This is a genomic window from Paenibacillus polymyxa M1, assembly GCF_000237325.1.
GTDB classification, from domain to species: domain Bacteria; phylum Bacillota; class Bacilli; order Paenibacillales; family Paenibacillaceae; genus Paenibacillus; species Paenibacillus polymyxa_C.
In genome coordinates, this window is sequence record NC_017542.1 from 1,986,201 (window position 1) to 2,009,667 (window position 23,467).

The 23,467-nt window shown below is 46.3% G+C and carries 25 protein-coding genes; 18 read left to right on the forward strand and 7 right to left on the reverse strand.

What is annotated here, in order from left to right; genetic code table 11:
* Nucleotides 1-59 precede the first annotated feature (59 nt).
* Both PPM_RS09010 and PPM_RS09015 read right to left on the reverse strand, forming a co-directional pair.
* A complete protein-coding gene (locus tag PPM_RS09010; RefSeq protein ID WP_013370498.1) occupies nucleotides 60-731 on the reverse strand; it encodes a zinc metallopeptidase in 672 nt (223 codons plus the stop codon).
* A 42-nt stretch (nucleotides 732-773) separates the two neighbouring features.
* Nucleotides 774-1,205 (reverse strand): MerR family transcriptional regulator, encoded by a 432-nt coding sequence (locus PPM_RS09015; protein WP_043886097.1) that lies wholly within the window; start codon nucleotides 1,203-1,205, stop codon nucleotides 774-776.
* Between the two features lie 292 nt (nucleotides 1,206-1,497).
* On the opposite strand from PPM_RS09015, the gene PPM_RS09020 reads away from it, so the two are divergent.
* From PPM_RS09020 to PPM_RS09035, 4 genes are all read left to right on the forward strand, one after another.
* Nucleotides 1,498-2,901 (forward strand): ammonium transporter, encoded by a 1,404-nt coding sequence (locus tag PPM_RS09020; RefSeq protein WP_013370500.1) that lies wholly within the window; start codon nucleotides 1,498-1,500, stop codon nucleotides 2,899-2,901.
* A gap of 48 nt (nucleotides 2,902-2,949) precedes the next feature.
* Nucleotides 2,950-4,032, forward strand: coding sequence for a DUF294 nucleotidyltransferase-like domain-containing protein (locus tag PPM_RS09025; RefSeq protein ID WP_013370501.1), 1,083 nt, complete (start codon nucleotides 2,950-2,952; stop codon nucleotides 4,030-4,032).
* Nucleotides 4,029-4,766 carry an exonuclease domain-containing protein gene (locus PPM_RS09030; RefSeq protein ID WP_013370502.1) on the forward strand — a complete coding sequence of 246 codons (738 nt, stop codon included), beginning with the start codon at nucleotides 4,029-4,031 and terminating at the stop codon, nucleotides 4,764-4,766. Before PPM_RS09025 ends, PPM_RS09030 begins: the two co-directional genes overlap by 4 nt.
* Before the next feature lie 173 nt (nucleotides 4,767-4,939).
* A complete protein-coding gene (locus PPM_RS09035) occupies nucleotides 4,940-5,572 on the forward strand; it encodes a TlpA family protein disulfide reductase (protein WP_013370503.1) in 633 nt (210 codons plus the stop codon).
* 57 nt (nucleotides 5,573-5,629) lie between these two features.
* On the opposite strand, the gene cimA is transcribed toward PPM_RS09035, so the two are convergent.
* Nucleotides 5,630-7,246, reverse strand: a complete 1,617-nt coding sequence (gene cimA, locus PPM_RS09040; protein WP_013370504.1) for a citramalate synthase — start codon at nucleotides 7,244-7,246, stop codon at nucleotides 5,630-5,632.
* A 293-nt stretch (nucleotides 7,247-7,539) separates the two neighbouring features.
* Between cimA and PPM_RS09045 the strand changes: the two genes are divergently transcribed.
* The 3 genes from PPM_RS09045 to PPM_RS09055 all read left to right on the forward strand — a co-directional run bounded on the left by PPM_RS09045 (nucleotide 7,540) and on the right by PPM_RS09055 (nucleotide 10,816).
* Entirely contained in the window at nucleotides 7,540-8,820 is a 1,281-nt protein-coding gene (locus PPM_RS09045) for a DNA polymerase IV (RefSeq protein WP_013370505.1), read from the forward strand.
* A gap of 161 nt (nucleotides 8,821-8,981) precedes the next feature.
* Nucleotides 8,982-9,224, forward strand: a complete 243-nt coding sequence (locus PPM_RS09050; RefSeq protein WP_013309730.1) for a ferredoxin — start codon at nucleotides 8,982-8,984, stop codon at nucleotides 9,222-9,224.
* A 161-nt stretch (nucleotides 9,225-9,385) separates the two neighbouring features.
* Nucleotides 9,386-10,816, forward strand: a complete 1,431-nt coding sequence (locus PPM_RS09055; RefSeq protein WP_013370507.1) for a L,D-transpeptidase — start codon at nucleotides 9,386-9,388, stop codon at nucleotides 10,814-10,816.
* Between the two features lie 27 nt (nucleotides 10,817-10,843).
* On the opposite strand, the gene PPM_RS29600 is transcribed toward PPM_RS09055, so the two are convergent.
* The gene (locus PPM_RS29600) at nucleotides 10,844-10,990 is read right to left on the reverse strand and encodes a hypothetical protein (protein ID WP_013370508.1); all 147 of its coding nucleotides are present in this window, start codon (nucleotides 10,988-10,990) and stop codon (nucleotides 10,844-10,846) included.
* A gap of 218 nt (nucleotides 10,991-11,208) precedes the next feature.
* Here PPM_RS29600 and PPM_RS09060 point away from each other — a divergent pair, with 218 nt between their 5' ends.
* Genes PPM_RS09060 through PPM_RS09070 form a run of 3 tightly spaced genes read left to right on the forward strand, consistent with a single transcriptional unit; the run spans nucleotide 11,209 to nucleotide 13,720 of the window.
* Nucleotides 11,209-12,303, forward strand: a complete 1,095-nt coding sequence (locus PPM_RS09060; protein ID WP_013370509.1) for a quinone-dependent dihydroorotate dehydrogenase — start codon at nucleotides 11,209-11,211, stop codon at nucleotides 12,301-12,303.
* 34 nt (nucleotides 12,304-12,337) lie between these two features.
* The gene (locus PPM_RS09065; RefSeq protein ID WP_013370510.1) at nucleotides 12,338-13,150 is read left to right on the forward strand and encodes a GTP pyrophosphokinase; all 813 of its coding nucleotides are present in this window, start codon (nucleotides 12,338-12,340) and stop codon (nucleotides 13,148-13,150) included.
* Nucleotides 13,151-13,720 carry a DUF309 domain-containing protein gene (locus PPM_RS09070; RefSeq protein WP_013370511.1) on the forward strand — a complete coding sequence of 190 codons (570 nt, stop codon included), beginning with the start codon at nucleotides 13,151-13,153 and terminating at the stop codon, nucleotides 13,718-13,720.
* A gap of 85 nt (nucleotides 13,721-13,805) precedes the next feature.
* Here the strand turns inward: PPM_RS09070 and PPM_RS09075 are convergent, their stop codons facing one another.
* On the reverse strand, nucleotides 13,806-14,333 hold the full coding sequence (locus tag PPM_RS09075) for a thioredoxin family protein (protein WP_013370512.1): 528 nt from the start codon (nucleotides 14,331-14,333) through the stop codon (nucleotides 13,806-13,808).
* Nucleotides 14,334-14,496: 163 nt separating this feature from the next.
* Here PPM_RS09075 and PPM_RS09080 point away from each other — a divergent pair, with 163 nt between their 5' ends.
* Together PPM_RS09080 and PPM_RS09085 are read left to right on the forward strand one after the other, a co-directional pair.
* A complete protein-coding gene (locus PPM_RS09080; RefSeq protein WP_013370513.1) occupies nucleotides 14,497-16,164 on the forward strand; it encodes an RsmB/NOP family class I SAM-dependent RNA methyltransferase in 1,668 nt (555 codons plus the stop codon).
* Nucleotides 16,161-16,943: a pseudouridine synthase gene (locus PPM_RS09085; protein WP_014599638.1), complete on the forward strand. Its 783-nt coding sequence runs from the start codon at nucleotides 16,161-16,163 to the stop codon at nucleotides 16,941-16,943. Before PPM_RS09080 ends, PPM_RS09085 begins: the two co-directional genes overlap by 4 nt.
* 123 nt (nucleotides 16,944-17,066) lie before the next feature.
* Here the strand turns inward: PPM_RS09085 and PPM_RS09090 are convergent, their stop codons facing one another.
* Nucleotides 17,067-18,248 carry a GGDEF domain-containing protein gene (locus PPM_RS09090; RefSeq protein WP_013370515.1) on the reverse strand — a complete coding sequence of 394 codons (1,182 nt, stop codon included), beginning with the start codon at nucleotides 18,246-18,248 and terminating at the stop codon, nucleotides 17,067-17,069.
* Nucleotides 18,249-18,453: 205 nt separating this feature from the next.
* On the opposite strand from PPM_RS09090, the gene PPM_RS09095 reads away from it, so the two are divergent.
* Complete coding sequence (locus PPM_RS09095; RefSeq protein WP_013370516.1) at nucleotides 18,454-19,578, forward strand: glycosyltransferase family 4 protein; 1,125 nt, start codon at nucleotides 18,454-18,456, stop codon at nucleotides 19,576-19,578.
* On the opposite strand, the gene PPM_RS09100 is transcribed toward PPM_RS09095, so the two are convergent.
* Entirely contained in the window at nucleotides 19,575-20,681 is a 1,107-nt protein-coding gene (locus PPM_RS09100) for a membrane protein (RefSeq protein WP_013370517.1), read from the reverse strand. The genes PPM_RS09095 and PPM_RS09100 overlap by 4 nt on opposite strands.
* Nucleotides 20,682-20,822: 141 nt before the next feature.
* Here PPM_RS09100 and PPM_RS09105 point away from each other — a divergent pair, with 141 nt between their 5' ends.
* The 5 genes from PPM_RS09105 (at nucleotide 20,823) to PPM_RS09125 (ending at nucleotide 23,340) form a co-directional block, all read left to right on the forward strand.
* Nucleotides 20,823-21,428 carry a DedA family protein gene (locus PPM_RS09105; protein WP_013370518.1) on the forward strand — a complete coding sequence of 202 codons (606 nt, stop codon included), beginning with the start codon at nucleotides 20,823-20,825 and terminating at the stop codon, nucleotides 21,426-21,428.
* 85 nt (nucleotides 21,429-21,513) lie between these two features.
* The gene (locus PPM_RS09110; protein ID WP_013370519.1) at nucleotides 21,514-22,086 is read left to right on the forward strand and encodes a xanthine phosphoribosyltransferase; all 573 of its coding nucleotides are present in this window, start codon (nucleotides 21,514-21,516) and stop codon (nucleotides 22,084-22,086) included.
* Nucleotides 22,087-22,187: 101 nt separating this feature from the next.
* Nucleotides 22,188-22,532 carry a hypothetical protein gene (locus PPM_RS09115; RefSeq protein WP_013370520.1) on the forward strand — a complete coding sequence of 115 codons (345 nt, stop codon included), beginning with the start codon at nucleotides 22,188-22,190 and terminating at the stop codon, nucleotides 22,530-22,532.
* A 140-nt stretch (nucleotides 22,533-22,672) separates the two neighbouring features.
* Nucleotides 22,673-22,894 (forward strand): hypothetical protein, encoded by a 222-nt coding sequence (locus PPM_RS09120; RefSeq protein WP_014599639.1) that lies wholly within the window; start codon nucleotides 22,673-22,675, stop codon nucleotides 22,892-22,894.
* Between the two features lie 116 nt (nucleotides 22,895-23,010).
* Nucleotides 23,011-23,340, forward strand: coding sequence for a carboxymuconolactone decarboxylase family protein (locus tag PPM_RS09125; protein WP_013370522.1), 330 nt, complete (start codon nucleotides 23,011-23,013; stop codon nucleotides 23,338-23,340).
* Nucleotides 23,341-23,467: the final 127 nt, after the last annotated feature.

Below are 23,467 nucleotides of genomic sequence, written 5' to 3' on the forward strand. Positions count from 1 at the left end.
AAAAGGTTGTTCCTCCACCAATGACGGTAGAGGAACAACCTTTTTTGCAATACAAGTGATTAATCCCGGCTATTAAAGATGCCAATTAGGCGGATCAGTTCCAGCAAGGAAACGAGAGCTGCGGCCACATAAGTCAATGCAGCAGCATTCAAAACTTTAGCTACACCACGTTCTTCATCACTACGGATAAATCCTTCAGAAACCATAATTTCCCGGGCGCGATTAGAAGCATTAAACTCAACTGGCAATGTGATTAATTGAAAAGCAACAGTAGCCGAGAAGAAGATAATACCCAAACCGATCAGGTTCGTAAAGCTAAATAAGAAACCAGCAATCAGCAGAAACGGTGCAATCCCGGAAGCAAAGTTTACGATTGGAAAGATCCGGTGGCGAAGTGCCAGCATAGGATAATGCTCTTTATGTTGGATGGCATGACCGACTTCATGGCAAGCCACAGCAACCGCAGAAATGGATTTTTCATAATAAACAGGCTCGGACAAGCGCACCACTCGTTGTATCGGATCATAATGGTCAGATAGCGCGCCGGGTACTGGCTCAATAGGTACATCATGCAAGCCATTACGATCCAGCATGTGCCGAGCTGCATCGTAACCAGTCAGTCCATTTTCATTTGGGACATCAGACCATTTGTTAAACGTACCTTTTACACGGAATTGCGCCCATAAGGATAATCCGAACGCAAGAATAATCAATATATACATACCCATCATAAAGCAACCCTCCATTATTGTTCATACTACTAGCCTGGGTATCTACATCATAGAACTATGCTCCAACAGATACTTCAAAGCCTCAATACAAGCAGCGCTTTGTGGCAACAGACCAGTAAGCAGCTTGCGAGCTTGGACGGGCTTGAGCTGTCCGAGAAGAGGCTGTAGTTCATTGACTTCACGTTCTAGACGCTGCATATGCATTTCTAGACTCGTTAGTTTGTCAGTGACGTGTTCTTCTCCTGCAACCGAGTTCCATTTAATCAGAGTCTGTCTGATTTCCTCAAGGCTATACTTCTCTTGTTTCATTTGGTTAATACGTTCAAGCCTGTTTAACGTTTCACCATTATAAAGGCGATAATTTTTCAATGATCGTTCTTCAGGTGTGATCAAACCGAGTTTAGTGTAATAATCAATCGTTCGTTCGCTGACACCAGCCGCTTTGGCTAGCTCGCCAATTCGATATAGCTTCATATCCCCATCTGTCTTCACCTCGCGCTCTTCGTTCAACCTTCAATATTAGCATTTTAAACCGAGTGTTTATAAAGGATATTTTACATGATCCTCAACCATACAGTCAAACGTTATGCTTTTGTCGGGCTCAAACAAGCTACCTTTATGGTTAGTAAATGTGACATGTCAGGTTTGTAAGCTCATTTTTTTAACATTATAAAAAAAATCTTGTCAACTTTCATGTATTCTGATTATAATGACAATAAGAATTTCACGAAATGTAAAGAAACTTAACATTCGAGGAGTGGTCTTCATGAGAAAAAAGTGGTTAGTTGTATTATTGGCCATGCTGACGGTTCTAGCTTTTCCGGTAGGTGCGTTCGCTGCTGACGGGCCGACAAATATTCAACTTCAAGCTGGGCTAAACACGGCATTTACGTTCTTGGCATTTATACTTGTATTTTTCATGCAAGCGGGATTTGCATTGCTGGAGGCAGGCTCGACACGAATGAAGAACGCGGGTCATGTCGCTGGTAAAACGATTCTCACGACGGGTGTTGCGGCCTTGTCCTTCTGGGCCCTCGGATTTGGATTCGGTTTTGGCAATGACGGCGGTAACGGATTTATGGGACTGACGGGTTTCTTCATGAGTGGGACAGATGCTGCTGCATCGTTTGATACTCTTTCAGGTTTGGATGTTCCGATTACGATTATGTTTTTGTTTCACTTTGCTTTTGCTGCGGTTTCGCTTTCGATCGCATGCGGAGGGATGGCAGAGCGTGCAAAATTAAGTGTATACATTATTTTCGGTATTTTGTTCTCCATCGTGATCTATCCCGTTGTAGCTCACTGGGTATGGGGCGGCGGCTGGCTTGGCAAGTTGGGAATGCAGGATTACGCTGGTTCAACAGTGGTCCATCTGACAGGTGCTACGGCGGCACTCGTCGCTACGTTGCTGCTCAAACCGCGTCTGGGCAAGTTTAATAAAGATGGCAAGCCGAACATTATCCCTGGTCATAATCAGGTGTACTCTATCCTGGGTGTTATTATTCTCTGGTTTGGCTGGTTTGGATTTAACCCAGGTAGTGCTGTTTCTGCTATGAATGACGGATTCTTTGGATATGTAGCCCTGACTACAAATATTGCTGCTGCGGCAGGCGGAGTTTTCGCTTTGCTCGTATCTTGGATGGTATACGGAAAAGCAGATATTCCTGCTATGCTAAACGGTGTGCTGGCAGCCTTGGTTGCCATTACGGGTTCTTGTGCCTTTGTAGCGCCTTGGGCGGCATTGGTTATTGGCGCAGTTGCAGGGATCGTCACTTTCTTCACAGCGCAATGGTTTGAGCGTGCGAGAGTAGATGACCCAGTATATGCTTTCTCCGTACATGGTGTTGCGGGGATGTGGGGCGCGGTATCCACAGGGTTTTTCGCTACTCCTGAGCTTGCAAAAATAACAGGTGTAGGTCAAGCGGGTCTGTTCTATGGTGGTGGTTTTACACAATTAGGAGTACAGCTGCTTGGACTGATTGGTACTTTGGCATTCGTATTCGTCATTTCCTTCATTATTCTGGGTGCGATGAAAGCAATTATGGGTATTCGCGTTACGGAAGAGGAAGAAACGATGGGACTCGATATCAGTGAACACGGTACGTACGGCTATCCAGAGCAAATGAAGTTAGTTACCGAAGCTGAAAAGCGTTCTGGAATTGTCAGCTAATATGTAAAATATAAAGAGCCAGTATGGATGAGCGGAGGAGATGGAAGTATGGAACTGCAAAATATGGCCCCTTGGGTGAGTTCCACCGAAGCGATTGATCATGCAGACACACCTGAGTCTTTAAGGCAGGCCAGGGTCGATTCCCAGAAATGGCTGCTGGCTTCCCAAGCCTCCGCTCCGTTATCAGACTGGTTACGAACGGCGAATGAAATGCATGACCGCATCGCGGCCAGAGCTGTACAAATGTGCGAAAAAGGGATGGTTGAGGATGGCTTCGGCCCTCCTCCCGTCCCTTACGCATTTATAGCCTTCGGTAGCATGGGACGCTCGGAATCGACGCTGTGGAGTGACCAGGATAACGGTATGATTATCAGTGACCTTGTGTCTGCTGATAAAGAATTGTATTTTAGCGAGTTTGGTCGCAGACTCTCTGCAATGCTAGAGCATTTGGGATATCCCAAATGCGAGGGGAAAGTGATGTGCTCAGAGCCATTGTGGCGCCATACGTTGACTGGATGGCAAGACCAGCTATCAAAATGGTCGGAAGATTTTGCCTGGGAGCCGATTCGATATCTCATTATCTCGTCTGACATGAGACATATCGCAGGTGACGAGCAATTATCTGTGGAATGGAAGCAAAGCTTTTATAAGTTGTTCCGCAAACAACCCGACCTACCTTCAGCGGTACTTAGGAACACGGTAAGGCATAAAGCGACACTTAATATTTTAGGTCAGATCGTTACCGAGCGGTTCGGTGAGCATGCAGGCGATTTTGATGTGAAATACGGGTTATACATTCCATTGGTGAACGCCGTCCGTTTTTTGGCATTGCAACATGGTGTAGAGGAAACTTCCACCCTGAAAAGACTCAGGCGTCTCGCATCACTTGAAGCGGCACCGTTGCCTTTACTCGACTCTTGCGAGCGAGCCTTTCGGATCGCACTTCAGCTTCGAATGGCTACTCCGGCGAGGGAGAAGGACGGGTTGCTGATCAGTAATGGCTATCTGGCTGTCAAGCCGTTGAAGCAAGGTAAAGGCTGGCATGAGCTGCGCGAGGCTCTTTCAACAGTACGACGGCTGCATCGTGCGTTGCAAAGGCAGCTGCGATTTATGGAAGGGAGAAGGTCATGAAAGAACCAGCGCAGGGAGGTGGCTTCTGGAGTGCCCTCCGCAGAGGAGGAGTGCCGTCGGCAATCGCATCTGTAATGGGGGCTCCTACGGCTCAGCAGATGGCGTTTATTCGGTCCTTAACGCGGGAACAACGGCGTTCTGAAGTATTGCGTACCCCACTGGACCGTTTGGAGACGGTAGTTTTTGATCTGGAGACAACGGGATTTTCGGCACAGCATGGAGATGAGATTTTATCGTTCGGAGCGATTCGAGTAGTCGGGGATGTGATTATGGAAAAAGAGCAGTTTTATACGCTTGTCAATCCGCGGACCGAGATTCCTGAACAGATTACTCGGCTAACTGGGATTACCCGGGAAATGACGGATGGAGCTCCGCCGCTTATGAATGGACTGCATGACTTTATGTCCTTTGTAGGTGGGCGGGTGCTTGTAGCGCATGCTAGCGCTCATGATAAGGCCTTTTTAAATGCTGCGTTATGGAAAACATCTAAAGTTCAGTTAACTCACCGTGTACTAGACACAATGATGCTCGCCAAATGGCTGGAGCCACAGCAACATCAAACCTATAGTTTGGATGAATTGCTGGCCTATCAATCCATTCCGATTGAAGGGCGGCATCATGCGTTAGAGGATGCGAAGATGACGGCTAAGCTTTGGGTGGCGTATGTTCAGGAAATGCTGAAGCGTAATGTGACCAATTTGGCAGATGTCTACGCGCATTTGAGTCATGCCTGATTCAGTACAAGGTATAGTATCTGACACCACATCATAACGGCAAGTTCGCGATTTTCGTGGGTTTGCTGTTTTTTTTGTGTCCTGTTCAGATTTAGAAGGTTAGAGGTGGGAATCGTAGGGGCATCCTATGGGAAGGATGAAGATCATTTAGATGAAAGACAGGTGATAAGACTGTGAAAAGATTTCTTTTCATCAGAGCGATAATTGTGCTGGTTATGGTTGGGTCTTCATGGGGGATTATTGCAAACACAGTTTATTCAGCAAGCCTGCCTGTGGAAAATGCACCACTGGAAGAAAAATATAAAGGCGAGAAAGAGCTTGATGTTGAGAAGAATGTAGGGGCTGAATCAGCAGCAGCAGAGGTAATAAAAAGAATCAAACCTGGGCAACAGCTTCCTTCTATGATTTTAAAGGGGTTAAACGGCAAGTCCTACGATGTAGGGGCTCTGCGGAATAAAGCGATGATCATTAGCTTTTGGGCTTCATGGTGCGATCCGTGCCGATTAGAAGCGCCCATGCTGAATGAATTGTATAGTAAATACAAACATGATGTAGATGTGTATGGCATCAATGTAACTCGCTATGATCGATTGGAGGATGTGCAGAAGTTTTCCCGTTCTTTAGCCCTCCGATTTCCTATTTTACTGGATGAACAAGGAGCGTTGTTTGAACAATTTGGAGGAGTGGCTTTTCCGACTCATGTAACGATTGATGACCATGGACGGGTACGAGAAATTATAATCGGCATGCTCAGTGAACGAGAGTTGGAGTGTAAAATAGAAGCACTTTCAAAAAAAATAAGGTGACTTTGGGGGCTGATATAGACCTCCAATGTCACCTTATTGTCTCATTGTAGTAGTTGATTAGTGGTTAACTAATCCGTGATGAGTAAGCTCTGTTTGTTCATTTTTTGGAGTTGGTGCTTCCAACAATGCATAACGGAAGCTGTCCAAGAGAGCTTCCCAGCTAGCTTCAATAACATTTTCGGATACGCCTACGTTACTCCAGACGTCCTCGTAATTTTTGGACTCAATGAGCACGCGTACCTTGGCGGCAGTGGCGTCTTTTTCGTCGAGTACACGCACCTTGTAGTCAGCCAAATGCATGTCTCGCAAGGCTGGGAAATACTGAGAAAGAGCCTTGCGGAGTGCATTATCAAGTGCGTTGACAGGACCATTTCCTTCAGCTGCGGTATAGACACTTGTCCCTGCAACATTCAGCTTTAAGAATGCCTCGGAGACGACCGATCGCCCCGCTGTTTTTTCCACCAGCACCTTAAAGGATTCAAATGAGAACATTTCCTTCACTTCACCGCCGGCTTCACGAATAAGCAATTCCAACGAAGCATCCGCGCCTTCAAACTGATAGCCCTGATGCTCAAGTTCCTTGATACGACTAATGACGCCACGTGCCTCATCACTGGACGGATCAAGGGTGATGCCCAGTTCTTGCGCCTTGGATACAACGTTGCTTTGTCCGGCCAGTTCGGAGACCAAGACCCGCTGCTTGTTCCCCACAAGTTCAGGAGCGATGTGCTCATAAGTTCGTGAGTCGCGCAGAATAGCTGACACGTGAATGCCCCCCTTATGGGCAAAAGCAGCATTGCCAACATAAGGCTGGTTGACAGGCAGATTGACGTTGGCGACTTCACTCACAAAGCGAGCTGTATTGTGGAGTTGTTTTAGCTTCTCGGGATCTAGACAGTCGTAGCCCAGTTTAAGCTGCAAGTTCGGAATGACGGAGCATAGGTTGGCATTACCGCACCGTTCACCGTAGCCGTTGATGGTACCTTGGACCTGTCTTGCGCCTGCTTGAATTGCACTGAGTGAGTTGGCTACTGCCAATTCGCAATCATTGTGTGTATGAATGCCCAACTGTGACTTCGTTAGCTGGCTTTGCAGTGTAGTGACAATTTCATGTATTTCATGCGGTAGGGTACCGCCGTTGGTATCACACATCACGAGCCAATCCGCGCCTGCTTCCTCAGCTTTTTTCATAACGGCGAGTGCATACTCGGGGTTGTTTTTATATCCGTCAAAAAAATGCTCGGCATCAAAAATAACTTCCATGCCCCCTTGCTTTAAAAAGGCGATGGAGTCGTAAATCATAGACAGATTTTCCTCCAGTGTTGTCTGTAAAGCAGTGTGCACATGAAAATCCCATGATTTACCGACCAGAGTAGCGGCCTGAGCGCCGGATTCCAGAATCCGTTGCAGATTGACATCCTGCGCTGCGATGCTATCTTTGCGGCGCGTGCTGCCGAAGGCGACAATCTTTGCCTGAAGGCCTAGTTCTTGTACCCGTTTGAAAAATTCAATATCCTTGCTGTTGCTCCCGGGAATCCCGCCTTCAATATAGTGAACACCGAGATCATCGAGTTTTTTGGCGATTTTCAATTTGTCATCAGCAGATAAGCTAATTCCTTCTCCTTGAGTGCCATCTCGCAGCGTTGTGTCAAAGATAGAAATAGCGGTGGACATGAGGGACTCCTCCTTCGCGGATTGCTCAGATTGGTAATGCTCTGCTTTTTTAAGCACATTAATTTAGTTGTTTAACGCTTAAAAACAGGAAAGCGTTAGTTTGTCGTGTTCGTATGATAGTCGATTATAACAACTAATGACTTCAAATGTAATATATAATTATCATTTTTGAGCGCAAAACCTATATTTTTTATGTAAAATAGAAATAGTATGCAAGGGTGATTTAAGTATAAAATCAAAGGACATATTCTTGATCTAACGAATGAATTCATAGTTAAAAAGAAGGGTTGAGCATGAAAGATGTCAGTGCTTATTATCCGGTTGGTGGACGAGTTATTCTGCATGTGGATATGAACGCATTTTATTGTTCTGTTCATGCAGCGGAGGAGCCGGAAAAATATAAAGGATTGCCTACCGCAGTGGCAGGCAGCAGTGAGCTGCGCAAAGGTGTAATTGTAACTTGCTCTTATGAAGCACGACGATTGGGCATTTCAACTGGGATGGTTGTTCAGCAGGCTCGTCGGATTTGTCCGCAGCTCATCATAATACAGCCTGATTTTCATTTATACCGTCGTTATTCCAAAGCATTTATGAGTATTGCTTACTCGTATACGCCTATGCTGGAAGCAACTTCAATTGATGAGTGTTATCTAGATATTTCCGGTTCCAAGCAGTTTGGAACACCTTTGGATATTGCCGAGGAGATTCAGCGTAGAGTAGAAGAAGAGCTAGGCTTGCCTTGCTCAATTGGGGTAGCACCCAACAAACTGCTAGCCAAAATGGCCTCTGATCTGAAAAAGCCACGCGGGATATCTGTTCTACGTTTGCGTGATGTACCCAACATTTTGTGGAACCTTCCATGTGGTCAATTGTTTGGTGTGGGTCGCAAGACTGCAGACAAGCTTCTACAAATGAACATTCGCACCATTGGGCAACTGGCTAAGGCAGATGAACACATGCTGGTTAGCATATTTGGGGTAACTGGTTCTTGGTTAAAATTGGCGGCAAACGGAATTAACCATTCTCAAGTCAGCACTGAACGGGAGCCGAACAAATCCATCGGTCACACAACCACTCTGCCTATGGATGTAGTAAAGTTGGAAGAAGCCCAAAGGGTACTGCTTAACATTAGTGATCAGGTAGCTCGGCGGCTTCGACGACAAGGGATGCTGGCAGGAGGTATCCAACTGACGATTCGGACCCCGGATATGAAGACCTTTACGCGTTCTCAAGTCAGGAGTACGCCTACGGAAAGTGCAGAAGACATATATAAGGAAGCTTGTGCATTGTATCGTCGCCATTGGGGAGAGGATAAGCCAGTGCGTTTGTTGGGGATTACGCTGCAACAGCTCATTCCAAAGGAGGAAGCGGCAGTTCAATTAGATCTATTTGAATACCAAGACCAGCCTAAAAAAGAAAGTTTACTGAAAACGATGGATGCGCTGCGGGATAAGTTTGGTGAAAATGCAATTTTGACTGCGGGGATGCTGGGAGATGATCCTTCAGTACTTCTTCGTAATTCCAAGCTGCGCGGAACTTCGCTGCAAAAAGACAATCTACCTACTCCAGAGTGAACTTAGGGGAGAATGATGGTCAGTATCAGTAACACACGTTATAAGCGTTTTTTGCATGAAGGATAAAGGAAAATAATTTGTAATAATTTTGGGTTTGTATTAATATGTGAATAGAATGCAAAAGCTGGTTTGTTCGATTGTATAGGAGGAAGAGAAAAGTTATGGCTAAATACACTTGGGTAGAAAAAGATACATGCATTGCTTGCGGAGCCTGCGGCGCTACAGCACCAGACATCTATGATTATGATGATGAAGGTTTGGCTGAAGTGATCTTTGAAGGGGATGCAAACCAAGGCATCAAGGCGATCTCAGAAGACCTGTTTGATGATATGCAGGATGCTTGTGACGGTTGCCCTACAGATTCCATCAAAGTTGCAGACGAACCGTTCAATAAAGAAGGTTAAGTGTAAGTTTTTTGGACAGGCATAGCACCGACAGTACCCTTCACCGTATAACGGTGAAAGCATGCTGACGGTGCTGTTTTTTTTATGTGCTGTCCATCAGGCCCATTGTGACCGATATACATAATAGTAAGCATGCAAGATTACACGATCAGGAGGATCCGATGGACCATTCGCCTCATCTTAAATCGTATGTCAAAAAGCACCCTGATAATAAAATGGCCTGGTATTTACTCGGTAAAGAGTATGAAAGCAACGGTCAGGAAGGCAAAGCGAATTATTGCTTCAATCGTGCAGGAGAAGTGTTCGAAGCCTTTGAGCATAAACAGATTCCGGCAGACGTATGGATGGAATATCAGGATAAACTGGTTCAGATGTCCAAGGAGAAGGAGCGGAGAACCGCTCGAACACGTCATCTTTTAACTGCCTTAATGGTACTTCTGCTCATCTGGGTCCCTTCAGCCAATTCACCGAGCACTTCACCTAAGAGCGCATCCGTTCCATCCGGAACTGAGCATGCAGCGATTGATCATGTCGAAGTTGCGAAAGTGGCTAATGCAGATCCAAAGAAGAGGGCACAAAACGGTGAGCCTTATGCTGGTGGTGTGTTTACAGCTCAAGCCAGGCAAGGAAGTGGGGCTGGAACAGCGCTTACGGATATGTTGGCAAAGACGAGTCAAATGCCGTCCAAGACCACAGTGCTGGGCATGGAGCAGAGTGGGGCGTGGCTGATCTGGAGAGAAGGTATGAAGCCGTTACTTAGTGTACAGAACAAGGGAAACGGCGGATTAGCTATTCAGTCTTACGACGCCGCTGCATGTGCTTGCAAGCCGTCGGACAGTGAGAAACTCCGCATAACAGGTCTAAAATGGGCTGCCGGACAGGAAGAGCTGGCTGTGCTGAATAGCGCCATGCGCGCTTATCGTTCGCAGCATCAACGTCTTCCCCAGAGTCTTGAGGAACTGACCCGAGATTTTCCCAATAACACAATGTACGGTACGACTGACGGGATGAAGAAGGCTTTTACACCTATCCGTAATTTACTTGCTTCTCCAGCACAGGGAACAGGGAAGGCAGGAGATCAGAACGCTGACTCAGCGGCTGAAAGCAGTCTACTGCTGGCATCTTCATTGCACGGACGGCCTTTTCTGGAGCAACCGCTACGAATTGTGGTAGACAAATCCAAACACAGGCTAGCATTGGTGAGCGGCAATATACTTATTCGCAATTATCCCATCGGTTTGGGCGGAGAAAGAACGCCGGAAGGGAAATTTGTGATTACCGATAAAGTCGTAAATCCGAACGGCAAATCCAACGGTGAGTTTGGCAGTCGTGGTATGCAACTGTCTGCAACAAATTATGCTATCCATGGTACGAACGAGCCCGAAAGTATCGGCAAAAATGAGTCGCTGGGTTGTGTCCGCATGGGGAAGGAAGACGTGGAGGAATTGTTTGCACTCGTACCTTCAGGTACGGAGGTGGTTATTGGTAACGGGGGACTGCCTGATCAAGTGCTTGTACCTAGTTCCCGATTTACGAGTGAGCCGCAGCACGACCAGACGAATCCCCACAAAACCTATCACTGGCTAAATTAACGTTTTGATGCCACTGCTACTTGTTGTTTAACGAGTTCCTGCTTGTGCTAAAACAATGACCAGAACAATCACAATGATGAGTAGAACAAAGCTGACGGCGGTCCAAACAATCGCTTTCTTGTTCACCTCATCCTTTTTCTTTTGCAGACTGGGCGGTTTGCGCTTGGTCTTCATATCAGCAATCCCTCTTTTCTTGCGGGCTAAGATCCTGTCTTACTATGTCCATTGTAAATGGTTTGATTATACATTTTCAATGACATCTCCATGACAACTGAATTGTTCTGATATTGGACCTCGCAAATTACTTTCTTTTTGGTATGGAAAAAGCTAAACTATTTTGTAGAGATGTTTTTTTAGGATTGTGCAAGGGCATAGAACGGAGTGGATGAATCGTGTTGTATCGAAGGATTGCGAAACCTGTTTTTTTCAAAATGAGTCCAGAGAGGGCCCATCATGTAGTCATTGACGGCTTAAAGCATGCGGGCTCACTTCCCGGTGGAGCAGCGACGTTGCGAGGGATGTATGGAGTCAAGGAAACGGAAGATCTTGCCGTTGATCTGTTTGGTATTCATTTTCCCAACCCGATTGGACTGGCTGCGGGACTGGATAAAAATGCTGAAGCGGTTGTCGGTTTTTCTTCCATCGGTTTTGGTTTTATGGAAGTAGGCACGGTGACACCTGTCGGACAGCCCGGCAATGATCAGCCCCGGTTGTTTCGACTGCCTCCCGATGAGGCATTAGTCAATCGGATGGGCTTTAACAATCTGGGTGCTGAGAGCATGGCCCAGCGTTTGGCTACCCTTAAACATCGACCTGTGCCGATTGCTGTTAATATCGGTAAAAATAAAGTAACGCCAAATGAGGATGCCCATAAGGACTATGAGAAATGTATTTCCGCACTGTATCCGTATGCGGACTTCTTTGTAGTAAACATTAGTTCGCCCAATACCCCGGATTTACGAAAACTCCAGCATGGCAGTGAACTGAAGTCGTTACTGGAAGCGGTTCGGGCAGAGATGGGAGTTCAGGCGACAAAGTATGGTAAAGCCAAGTCTGTACTGGTCAAAATTGCACCGGATGTATCGGACGAGGAATTGGAATATATGACGGATGCGATTGCGGCCAGCGGAGTGGATGGCATTATTGCGACGAACACGACGATATCCAGGACGGGTCTGACGCATCGAAATGCAAGTGAAACCGGAGGATTGAGTGGTAAGCCGCTACGTGACCGTTCCACAGAGGTCATTGGACGGGTATACCGCCAGACGGAAGGGAAGCTGCCTATTATTGGATCAGGCGGTATTTTTACCAGTCGTGATGCCTATGACAAAATTAAAGCAGGCGCTAGCCTGATTGAAATTTATACAGCATTGATTTACGAAGGGCCGGAAGTAAACCGGGCTATACATGCCGGTCTGCGTGAGCTGCTTCGAAAGGACGGCTTTAGACACATTACCGAGGCTGTTGGTGCAGCTCATAGATAAAAAAGTGTTGTCGGAAGAGACAGGAGGTACGGGGATGGACGGAAGAGACTGGGGAACATTTTTGCTGCCATACGATCAGGCGGTGGAGGAACTTAAGGTCAAGTTCAAAACAATGCGTGCGGAGCTGAAAAAGCGCGAGGAATACGCTCCTATCGAATTCGTAACTGGACGGGTTAAAAAAATATCCAGCATCCTCGATAAGGCGAAGAGATTGCAGGTTTCACCTGATCAGCTGGAGACGGGGATCGAGGATATTGCCGGCATTCGCATCATGTGTCAATTCGTAGAGGATATTCGGCGGGTAGCCGAATATATTCGAAGACGTAAGGATTTGACGGTATTGTATGAAAAGGACTATATCACCAATTATAAAGATAGCGGCTATCGCAGCTTTCATATGATTGTGGAGTACCCGGTTCAGACAGCAGTGGGGTTAAAAATTGTGCTGGCCGAAATTCAAATCCGTACGTTGGCTATGAATTTTTGGGCAACCATAGAGCATTCTCTTAGCTATAAGTATCGTGAGAGCTTGCCGGATGATATGCGGGCCCGGTTGAAAAAGGCGGCTGAGGCAGCCTTTGTGTTGGATAATGAAATGTCTTCCATCCGTCTTGAAATATTGGAAGCGCAGAAGAAGTTCGAGGATGAAGCCAATATCGTATCCAAAGTCCTAACAGGCATGCACCGTCTTTATTTCTACCATAAAATTAGTGAAACGATTGAGGCGCAGCGCAGATTTAATGAACTGTGGGAGCGGCACGACATGGAAGGAATCAAGCAGCTGCATGATGAGGTCAAGGAGATGCTGGAAGCTTCAACTAAGGAAGAAGACAGGGATGAGTTTTAAATGGTGAACCCTTCCTATGAACCGTTGTACGTAACTTATTTGGTATACTTCAATCGGGATCGGGATTACTTTGAATGTCATGAGGTACTGGAAGAGCTGTGGCTTAAGCTGGACCGAGACCCTGTATATAAAGGTTTACTGCAAATTGCTGTAGGACTGTATCATTTTCGCAATGGTAACTATCGTGGTGGATACATGATGCTGGACAGTGCGGTACATAGGCTGGAGCATGCTGCTTCGCACGCGCTGGGCATTAATATGGCGAAGCTGGTAGATGAGGCGCGCGCTTGCGCTCGGCAGCTTGCTGAAGCTGTTATGGAAGGTTCGGAAGAGCTTCAACGTCAACCGCCGGTTTATCGGGATTTGACGATTGAAATTGTCGAGCCCGGACTGCGTCAGGCCGTGGAGAAGGCATCATCGTCCGTTCCAGTCAATATCCCTCAGCAGAGAGGTCCTCGGCGTGGGGAAAAGCATGAGCAGCGTCAGCAGGCGCTGGAAGCTTCGATTAGGCGAAGACAGGCCGCTGGGAGCTTACGCTCAGCTACAGTGGAAACGAAGGATGCGCCTTGATGTTGTAGCGCATAATAAAAGAGCAGCCCGATCCGTTTTATAGGGATCGGGCTGCTTTATCATTGTCAGGTGTGAGGACATTTGTCTAAGAGGTCACGTTCTTTTTATATTTCTCAAAGAAGGCTTTGAAATCGTCGAGTGTGTATCCGTTGTCTGAAGGACTTTCCTTCAATCCACCTACCATACGTTCCTTTTCCACGCCTTTTTCGTAATAAACAAGCGTAGGTGTATACTCAATCTTGTACTTGTCCCAGCCAGCCTCATACTCACGCAGGTTAAATTCGTGCATCGTAATGTTCTCCTGCTTGCTCAAAGGCATGAGCTTAGGAGTGGTGGCACGGCAGTGAACACAGTCAGACGCGAAATGATAGACGAAAAAACTTTCCTTTTTGTCAATTTTACTTTGTAGATCTTCTGGCTTAATAATTTGCTGATAGTTTGGATCGTTTAGCAGTTCCTGGGTAGTAGGACTTAACGAGGCTGTGGAAACGCCGTACAGCTTGTTTTTAGTGCCTGAGTTTAAAGCGAGCAGCACTCCAAGCAAAATGATAAGCACAACAAAAAAGCCAATGACAGGTATAAGCTTTTTTTTGTTGGATTTTTGTGCGTTCAATGGAATCTCTCCTATCAAAATCTAAAATATGTAACTATGAACCTCATTATTATACAACATTACAGCTTGTAGTGAAAGTTTGTAAATCACACAGATATTGCCGGCTAACAGGTTGATTATGGTACAATAAAATTTATTTTAACAGGACAGGATGATTACGATTATGGGTGTACAGCTCCCCACAGCATTTGTAAAGCGCATGGAGCAACTGCTCGGCGATGAATTTGAGGCTTTTATGGCTGCCTATGACCACACGCCCCATGCGGGGATTCGTGTCAACACATTAAAAATTCCAGTAGAGGACTTTAAGGAACGTTCTCCGTTCGAACTGCGGCCGATTCCGTGGTGCGCCACAGGTTTTTACATTCCGCACGGTACTAAGCCTGGACTTCACCCCTACTATCATGCTGGGTTGTACTATGTTCAGGAACCGAGTGCCATGTCTCCAGTTGAACTGCTCAATGTAGCTCAGGGTGAAGCTGTTTTGGACTTGTGCGCTGCACCGGGAGGGAAATCAACCCAAATCGCAGCCAAACTGCAAGGAAGCGGCATACTGGTGACCAATGATATTAGCGTCGATCGAACCAAGGCGTTGGCTAAAAATGTGGAATTGTACGGTGTGCGCAATGCCGTGGTATTGAATGAGAGCCCTGATCGTATCGCAGATGCTTTTCCTCATTTTTTTAACAAGATTTTAATTGACGCACCTTGTTCGGGAGAAGGCATGTTCCGTAAGGATGAGGATATGGCCAAACAATGGGAGACACACTCGGTGGAAAAATGTGTGGTCATGCAACGGGACATTTTGCGTGTAGCGGCCTCAATGCTGAGCGATGGGGGAAGAATTGTCTATTCGACCTGCACCTTTGCCCCGGAGGAGAATGAAGGAATGATTGCGGAATTTCTGGATGCTCATCCCGATTTTAACGTAGTCCCTGTTCCTTCGGAAGCAGGCTTTGCACCAGGCCACCCGGAATGGATGAACGAAGAGATTGCATCGGCACATCCCGAACTGCGGGGTACAGCACGCCTCTGGCCGCATCTTGTAGAGGGGGAGGGCCATTTTATCGCTGTATTGCAGCATCAGGGTGGTGCTCGTGTGGCCTCGACAGCAGATCACACTGTATCGGGGGATATGGTTCCGTTTTCGAACAAGAATGACAGAGTATTAAACATAGAAGCAGCATATCCGCAGAAGAAGCAACATTTGCCCGTCAAGGAAGCGCTACTCCCAAGTGGCCAAGGAAGGCGCACGACTGATGAGCCTAAACGAACCGGAAAAGGAATGGGCGGAAAGTTAGCCAAAGGAAAGAACACGCGCGGCTTTGATGGCAGCAAGTCACGTATGGGCAAAGAAAATGTGAAATCTGCCGCACGCTCCCCGCATGATGTGCTGGAGTCCTATCACCAATTTGTTCAGGAGCAGCTGGAGGTTTCATTTGCAGGCTACACGGTGGTCTACGGAGATCGCATTTATCAATCGCCGCTGGCATCACATCGTTTGGACGGCCTTAAGGTGGTACGTCCGGGCTGGTTTATGGGAACCGATAAGAATGGTCGTTTTGTACCTTCACATCCGCTGGCGGTGGCTTTACGCCCTTCTGAGGCGGTTAGGAGCATCAACCTCTCCAGCTCGGATGCTGAAGCCATCCGGTATTTAAAAGGTGAAACCTTGTCCATCCCTGTTGAGAGAATAGAGCTTCGAAATGAAGTCCAACCCAAAGGCTTTACTCTCGTGTGTATTGATGGTTATTCGGCCGGGTGGGGCAAATGGCAGGACGGCATGCTTAAAAATGAATATCCTACAGGCTGGAGGTGGACATCGGTATGAGTGGAAAAGGAAGACAAACTCAGCGTTTGGACAAAATTTTAACCCATATGGGATATGGTTCCCGTAGTGATATCAAGAAACAGGTAAAGCAAGGTATGATCACGGTAAACGGACGGACCATCAAAGATAGCGGCTTACAGGTTCATCCATACCAAGACCAAATTGAAGTGAACGGAGAACTGGTTGTATTTCGGGAGTTTATTTACATCATGCTGCACAAGCCTCCAGGTGTCATATCCGCAACCGAAGATACGAGGGAACGGACGGTGCTGGATTTGCTGAGTGTGGAGGAACGACATTTTGAGCCTTTTCCAGTAGGGAGGCTAGATAAAGATACAGAAGGCTTATTGCTGTTGACCAACGACGGCAAGCTGGCGCACGAACTACTGTCTCCACGGCGTCATGTCCCCAAAACGTATGAAGCTACGGTGTCGGGGCATGTCACGGAGGAGGATATTCTTCAATTTACAGCAGGAGTGGAACTGGACGATGGGTATGTCACCCTACCCGCGCAGTTGACGATTCTTCGGCATGAACAGCCGCATCAGGCAGATGGAGAAGTCACTTCCTATATTTCGCTCGTAATCCATGAGGGTAAGTTTCACCAAGTGAAGCGCATGTTCGAGGCGATTGGTAAAAAGGTGACCTACTTGAAAAGAACCGCCATGGGGCCATTGAAGCTGGATGATCAGCTTCCACTGGGCAGCTATCGAGAGCTGACTAGCGAAGAACTGGCCTCGATCGGCCGTGATATAGCATCCGCAACTTCAGAAGTTTAATGAAGAGATTAAATACAAATGACGCACAGGCTCGTATGAGATTCCTGTGCGTCATTTTATGATATAGACAACCAGACAGAGCAGTATTCATAGGCAGTCTTTGATAACGAATCGAATTGCGAATTATTGTGCGCGTGCTGCCCGACTCTGCTTCACTTCCGCTGCCTTATAAGCTGTAACCTTGTTTTTGCCTGTCGTTTTGGATATGTACATGGCTTGATCGGCCTGTTTGACGAGTTCATCCGGGTTTATTTCCTTCTTTGCTGTACTGTGTCCGACACTGATAGTGACGATGCTTTCCTCAGCGACACGTTCGCGGATTCGTTCTGCGACCTGCGCCACCTTGGCCCGCCGATCCACAACCATTGCGACCAGTTCCTCGCCACCGTATCGTCCGGTCAGCCCGATTTCATCCAGTTCCTCCTCCATAATTTGTGCGACCTGCTTGAGAACCTCATCCGCACGAGCATGGCCCTGCGTATCATTCAGCTTTTTGAAATTGTCAATATCGCAAAAAATGACCGACACGCGGATTCCCTGGTCCATATATCTCCGTAATCTTCCCGAAAAATATTTACGGTTATACAGCCCTGTGAGGCCATCGGTGATGGAAGAACGATAAATCCTTTGGAGTAGCTCCACAATCCGTTCAAACAGAATGATGAATAACGTAGTGTAGTACAACAATGGTAAAAATGACATCCACAGGACTGTGCTTGACCCGTTTGCTTCTTCAGGGATGTCATTTTGCAGCCAGAGAAAACCAAGCCAGAGCGAATAAGTGAATAAGCCTGCTATAAATTTCTTTGGCTGTCCGATCCGTGGGGTGATGAACAGAAGGCTTAATATAAGCACCAGCACTCGATAAAACAGAGTGAATCCAACCAATTTCACTGAGCTGATCCAAGTGGGTAACAAACCTAAAGTCCAAGCCATTACCGGCAGTATTAATAACGCAGCCAGCAACAGCAAGGCCCATTTTTCCACACGCTTTAGTTTTCGGTACAGCTGAAATACAGCGGCATTGATGAGCAAGAAGGCAAACGCCTCCAGCGCATTTTTCCACACGATTCCCTGCAGTTGCATTTGGCCGCCGCCTGCCGAATAGAGATTCATCGCTTCATATGTCATAATAAAAATAGCGGCAACCGAAAAAAGGATATAGGCTTTTTTTCGTTGTCTGCTATATATGATCACGCACATTAGCGCCATCATGAGTATAATATACAAACCGCAGGCTGCACTTATAGCCCCGGCCAGAGATGGGGAGCCCAAGGTTCCCAATAAGGACAACAACGTCAACATCACCGACTCCATTTGTAAAATTAATCTATCTATTGAACGGACGATATCGTTCCGATACAATAGACAGGATTTATTGCAGTTAAAATGTTATAATTTTCTTTTGTGCCTAACATTTATTCTCAATATATCATCTTTCAGAAAATCCGGAAACCTATACATATATCCTGTGTTCCGGGCAGTTTAATGCTTGAAAGGGGAAGCACTCATGAAATTGCTACAGGCTCTCTTTTTCCCACCCGAGCAACCGGGAGGCGTTTCATCCATGATTCCATATTTGCAAGAGCGATTTACGTCCCCCCGTTGGGAAATGGAGCTATTTTCAATCCCTAAACGGATTCGTAACAAGGGTAGGGACGAAGTAATCTTTGATACCTTCGACTGGACGAGATATGAGCAATATCCAATTGTTCAAAAATATATTCAGACGTACCGTGATTATTTGTGGTGGACTCGGCTTCGTATTCAGAAGCCCTTTGACCTTATTCATGCTCATCATCCGATTGCCGGGCTCGCTATGAAAAACGTATTTCCAGATATCCCGCTCGTACAGACGATTCACTCTTCCTATGAGAAGGAGTTAATTCTAAACGGGAAAATAGAGGAGAACGGGCCTGAACACCAATTCTTAGTGTCACTGTACCGAGAAATGGAGCATAAGGCGGATCGCCTGATAGCAGTATCGCAATCTTTTCAGCATTACTTAACACCTTATGTACAGCATCCGCAAGATGTTGTGGTTATTCCAAATGGATATGATGAGAAACGATTTAAGCCCATTCCTCACGAAAATGAAGTGACACAGCTCATAACCGTTTGCCGACTTGTTCCCGCCAAAGGGCTTGATATTCTATTACAGGCTTGCGCTGAGCTGAAAAAAAGAAATCAGGAATTTGTACTCCATATCATTGGAGATGGTCCGATTCGACCTGAGCTGGAAGAGATGGCGCGACAGCTGGATATATACCATGAGACGATTTTTTATGGATATACTCTTCATCCTGAAGAGTTTATGCCTTTCTTTGATGTATTCGTATTGCCTTCGCGGGCGGAGGCCTTTGGCTCCGTATTTGCAGAAGCGGCGTTGAGCTGTCTGGCATTGGTAGGTACAGAAGTAGGGGGAATACCGGAGCAGATTGAGGATGGGGTAAATGGTCTGCTCGTGCCACCCGATAATCCGAAGGCACTGGCAGACGCATTAGAAAAGGTCATTGCTGACCCTGCCTATCGTTATGAACTGGCTAGATCTGCCTGCGACAAGGCTAAATCAAGCTATTCTTTAAGTCGTGCTGTTAACGAGCTGAAGAAAATGTATTTGAAATTTCCACACTAACCATGACGGGTATCACCTGGTTTGGAATCAGAATGTCGAAAGCTGGAACGAGGACGTGAGGAGCGGAAAGGTCTTCCGCGTCCTGCTAAGATCAGTTTACTAACCCACATCAGACTGAGCATTCCGAAAATAGGATAAAGAACAGATAACAGTGAGCTGAAGCCGAACTGACTGATTAAAAAACAGGTGAGCATAATGAATAATGTAATGAGCTTGGGCGAAATTTGGACATGCTGACGAATTTGTAGACTGACTCCATAAATGTCGGCTACAAAGGTACTGAAGATCTCCATGAAAATGAGTAGAATGTATATGATTTCAACAAGGGCGCCTAGACGGTAAGCGATGCTTCCCATAGGGATTTCAAATTGCTGAATGCCTGGCATTTGCGCTGACATGACAAAATGTGCAGCCATCAGCATAAAGCCAACACCAATTCCGCCCAATACACCGCCCCAGCGGATGGTTTTGCGGGAGAAAGTTTGACTGCCTAGAGGGACAAGCACGGCCTGAGCCATAGCCAGATTGAAGGACGTATATAGGAGTGGAGAGATCCATGTTCGTAGCGCACTGTGGTCTGTTGTATTCGTGATAAAGCTTTGTGGATTGGGCATGGAAAGGGTGCTGTGAACGAGCAAAAGAGATATGGTGATCATCAGCGGGACAACAATGGTGTTCATATGCAAAATCGCTTTAATACCTTTATTCAGCAGCAAGTAAGTTCCGATTAATGTAATGAGCAGTCCTGTTTGGTAGTGTAGGTGAAGGTGCTCCACAAAAACAGAGCCGGCTCCTGCCAGCATGACACTGTTCACGCCAATTAGCACAATAAGCGTGAATATGCTGATCCATTTTCCAGCATTGGCACCAAAAAGGTGTTTGTTCAGATCCTCGTAGGAGCGGGCTGAAATATCATGAGCAATCAGCATCATTTTCGTACCCAACCATACAAATACAAGTGTGGACAGCATAATGGTGATTGTAGCCCAACGTCCATATTGCGTAAAAAATTGCAAAATTTCTTGTCCGGTAGCGAACCCGGCACCGACGATTGTACCAATGTATGTAAAAGCAATCTGAAAAACATGAATATTACGTTTCATTCTCAGTCCCCCCTTGCTTGCTTGAATAACGCTGCAGCGAGCATATAATACAAACTATGTTCAACTGAAATGGGACATGACTGGATGGGACTGAAAATAATTATACTGAATTTAATGAATAGCTTGACGGGAGCGTAATTTATGGGTCAAATCCTTGCATGGATACTGGAATACGGATATTTGGCGATGTTCGGCTTGCTTGCCCTTGGAGTAGCTGGTATGCCGATACCCGACGAAGTGCTAATGATCGCCTTTGGCGGGCTCGTGTCTCAAGGACACTACAACTTTATTGCCGCGCTGGCAGTCACATTTTTCGGTAGTATGACAGGCATGATGCTTAGCTACACATTGGGTCGTTTGCTGGGCAAGCCACTATTGCACCGATACGGTAAATGGGTGAGGCTTACGCCCTCCAGGATTGCCTCTTCCGAAAATTGGTTCGGGCGTTATGGTACCTGGGGAATTTTGTTCGGGTATTTTGTCCCCGGCTTGAGACATGTATCATCCTATCTGGCAGGCACAACCCGTCTAGGTGTTTTTCGCTATATCGGCTATGCATCGGCAGGAGCTTTGCTGTGGTGCGGTACATTTTTGGGGATCGGACATGCGGTGGGCATGCACTGGGAACAGGTGGCTAAGCTGATGGAGAAGGTGACGCACCAGGTAGGTTTGATCGTTATTCTTTTAATCGTTTTGGGAGGAATCATCGCATGGTTCTGGAACAAACGTAAAAAAAATATCACATGAACGCATGGAAAGCAGGCTATAGCTTGAAAGCGGCGGGTGAAGTATGGTACTTTTACCGCATAGGAATGCCGTGGGAGGTCATGGAATGGAAGTATTAAAGAAACGAATTTTAAATGAAGGCGTGATTGCGTCAGATCAGGTGCTAAAGCTGGATGGATTGCTTAATCATCAGGTTGATCCAGAGCTGACAATGGAAATGGGACGAGAGTTCGCAGCCCGTTTCCGGGAAGAGAAAATCACCAGAGTAGTGACCGTGGAATCCTCAGGCATTGCCATCGGGTTTGCGACAGCGTTGGAGTTGGGTGTACCGTTGGTATTTGCTCGTCGTAAAAAGACTTTATTAGCTGATCCGGATGCGCTGTGTGAGCGTGTACCTTCGTTTACAAAAGGTATTGTCACAGATATTATGCTGTCACGCCAATTTATTCATGAGCATGATCGTGTGTTGTTCATTGATGATATTATCGCTAATGGCGATGCGGCTCGAGGCATGGTTAAAATTATTCAACGCTCTGGAGCGGAGTTGATTGGATTCGGAGTTGCGGTTGAAAAAATGTTTCAGGCTGGAGCGAGAACCATCCGTGAGCAGGGTATCCGTGTAGAATCATTGGTTAAAATTTCGTCGTTAGCTGACGGTAAGATAGAGTTTGCTGAATAGTAACAATTCGAAACTCCGGATCCTTATTTCTAATAATAACCTTTGCATGAGCATCAATTTCGCTTATAATATATATAAGGTTTGGGAGAGGAGGCAGCAACATGGGGAATGAACAATTGACCGAACAGTTTTTTCTGGAAAAACTGGCAGCGGCTAAAGTGCATTTTGAACGCGCCTTGGATTGTAAGCATACGGAATTCGACGATTTGTATCCCTATATGATTGAACATCCTCAGTTTTTTTGGTATAAACGCTATGTGGCCTGGTCTGAGTTGTTGACATTGGTTAACCTATGCGAAGAATTGTCTTTCTCTTGGAAAGAAGAATTTACTGCTCACCAAGTGGAGTATGTAGAACAGCGAGTGTTGTCTGCACAAGTGCTGGACTTCTGGTACGAGAAGAACGATACAAAAGAACATGATCACAGTGTAAATCAGTCGGGATAATTTGTTGCTCTGTTGGCAATCCATATAAGTAGTAAGCGGAAGAGACCTAAATGATTCGTTTAGGTCTCTTTTTAAACTTTTTTCATGTATATAAAATTATGGCCGTTGTGTTGAAAAAAATGGACAAGGAGGGGACATGGATGATAATGGACGAAGAATTGGATGCTTATCGACTTTCTGGTGAAAAGGTACGCGTCGTACGCGATGGATTGGAGTCCAACGATGTGGTTGGCATTGTACTGGCATGGGATGATGAACAGGTGCTTATTCGCCGCCAGAATCGACGTGTGGTCAAGTTGGATCGCAGCTATACATACCAGCCGTTCAGCGAGCCGCGTCACAATCCGATAGAACTGGATTAAGAAACGAGTTCTAATGGGGATTGGATAAAAAAACTGGGTGCTTCATTAGGCATACAGAAACTCTAAACCGGACACAGTAATGAAGCAAAACTCAACAGAGAGGGCGTGCTGTGTTAATGACGGTTATGGACGAAAAAGTACATGCATACAAGGATCAAATCAGCCATTTGGAAGATAAGTTGCCCGAGGTAGTTCATGCCTATCATCGCTTTACCGGAGAATGCTTTCAAGCCGGCAGTTTAGATGAAAAAACCAAGCAACTGATTGCGCTAGGAATTGGCTTATTTGCCAACAATGAGGTGTGCACGTTTTATCATGTGAATGAGGCGCGTTCCAAAGGAGCCAGTGATCAGGAGATTATGGAAGCCGTTGCTGTAGCTGCTGCAGTTGGTGGAGGACATGCTCTAAGTCAAGGGGTTACACGTGTACAGAAGGCGCTACATTAAAACGAATCATCCATACAGATAACCCATACTCAAAATAGGGGAAATAGATTGATCTGAACAAATGATAGTGATGTTTATGGAAAGAAGCTTCCGAGCACAGTTAGTGCCTGCGGAAGCTTCTTTTTGC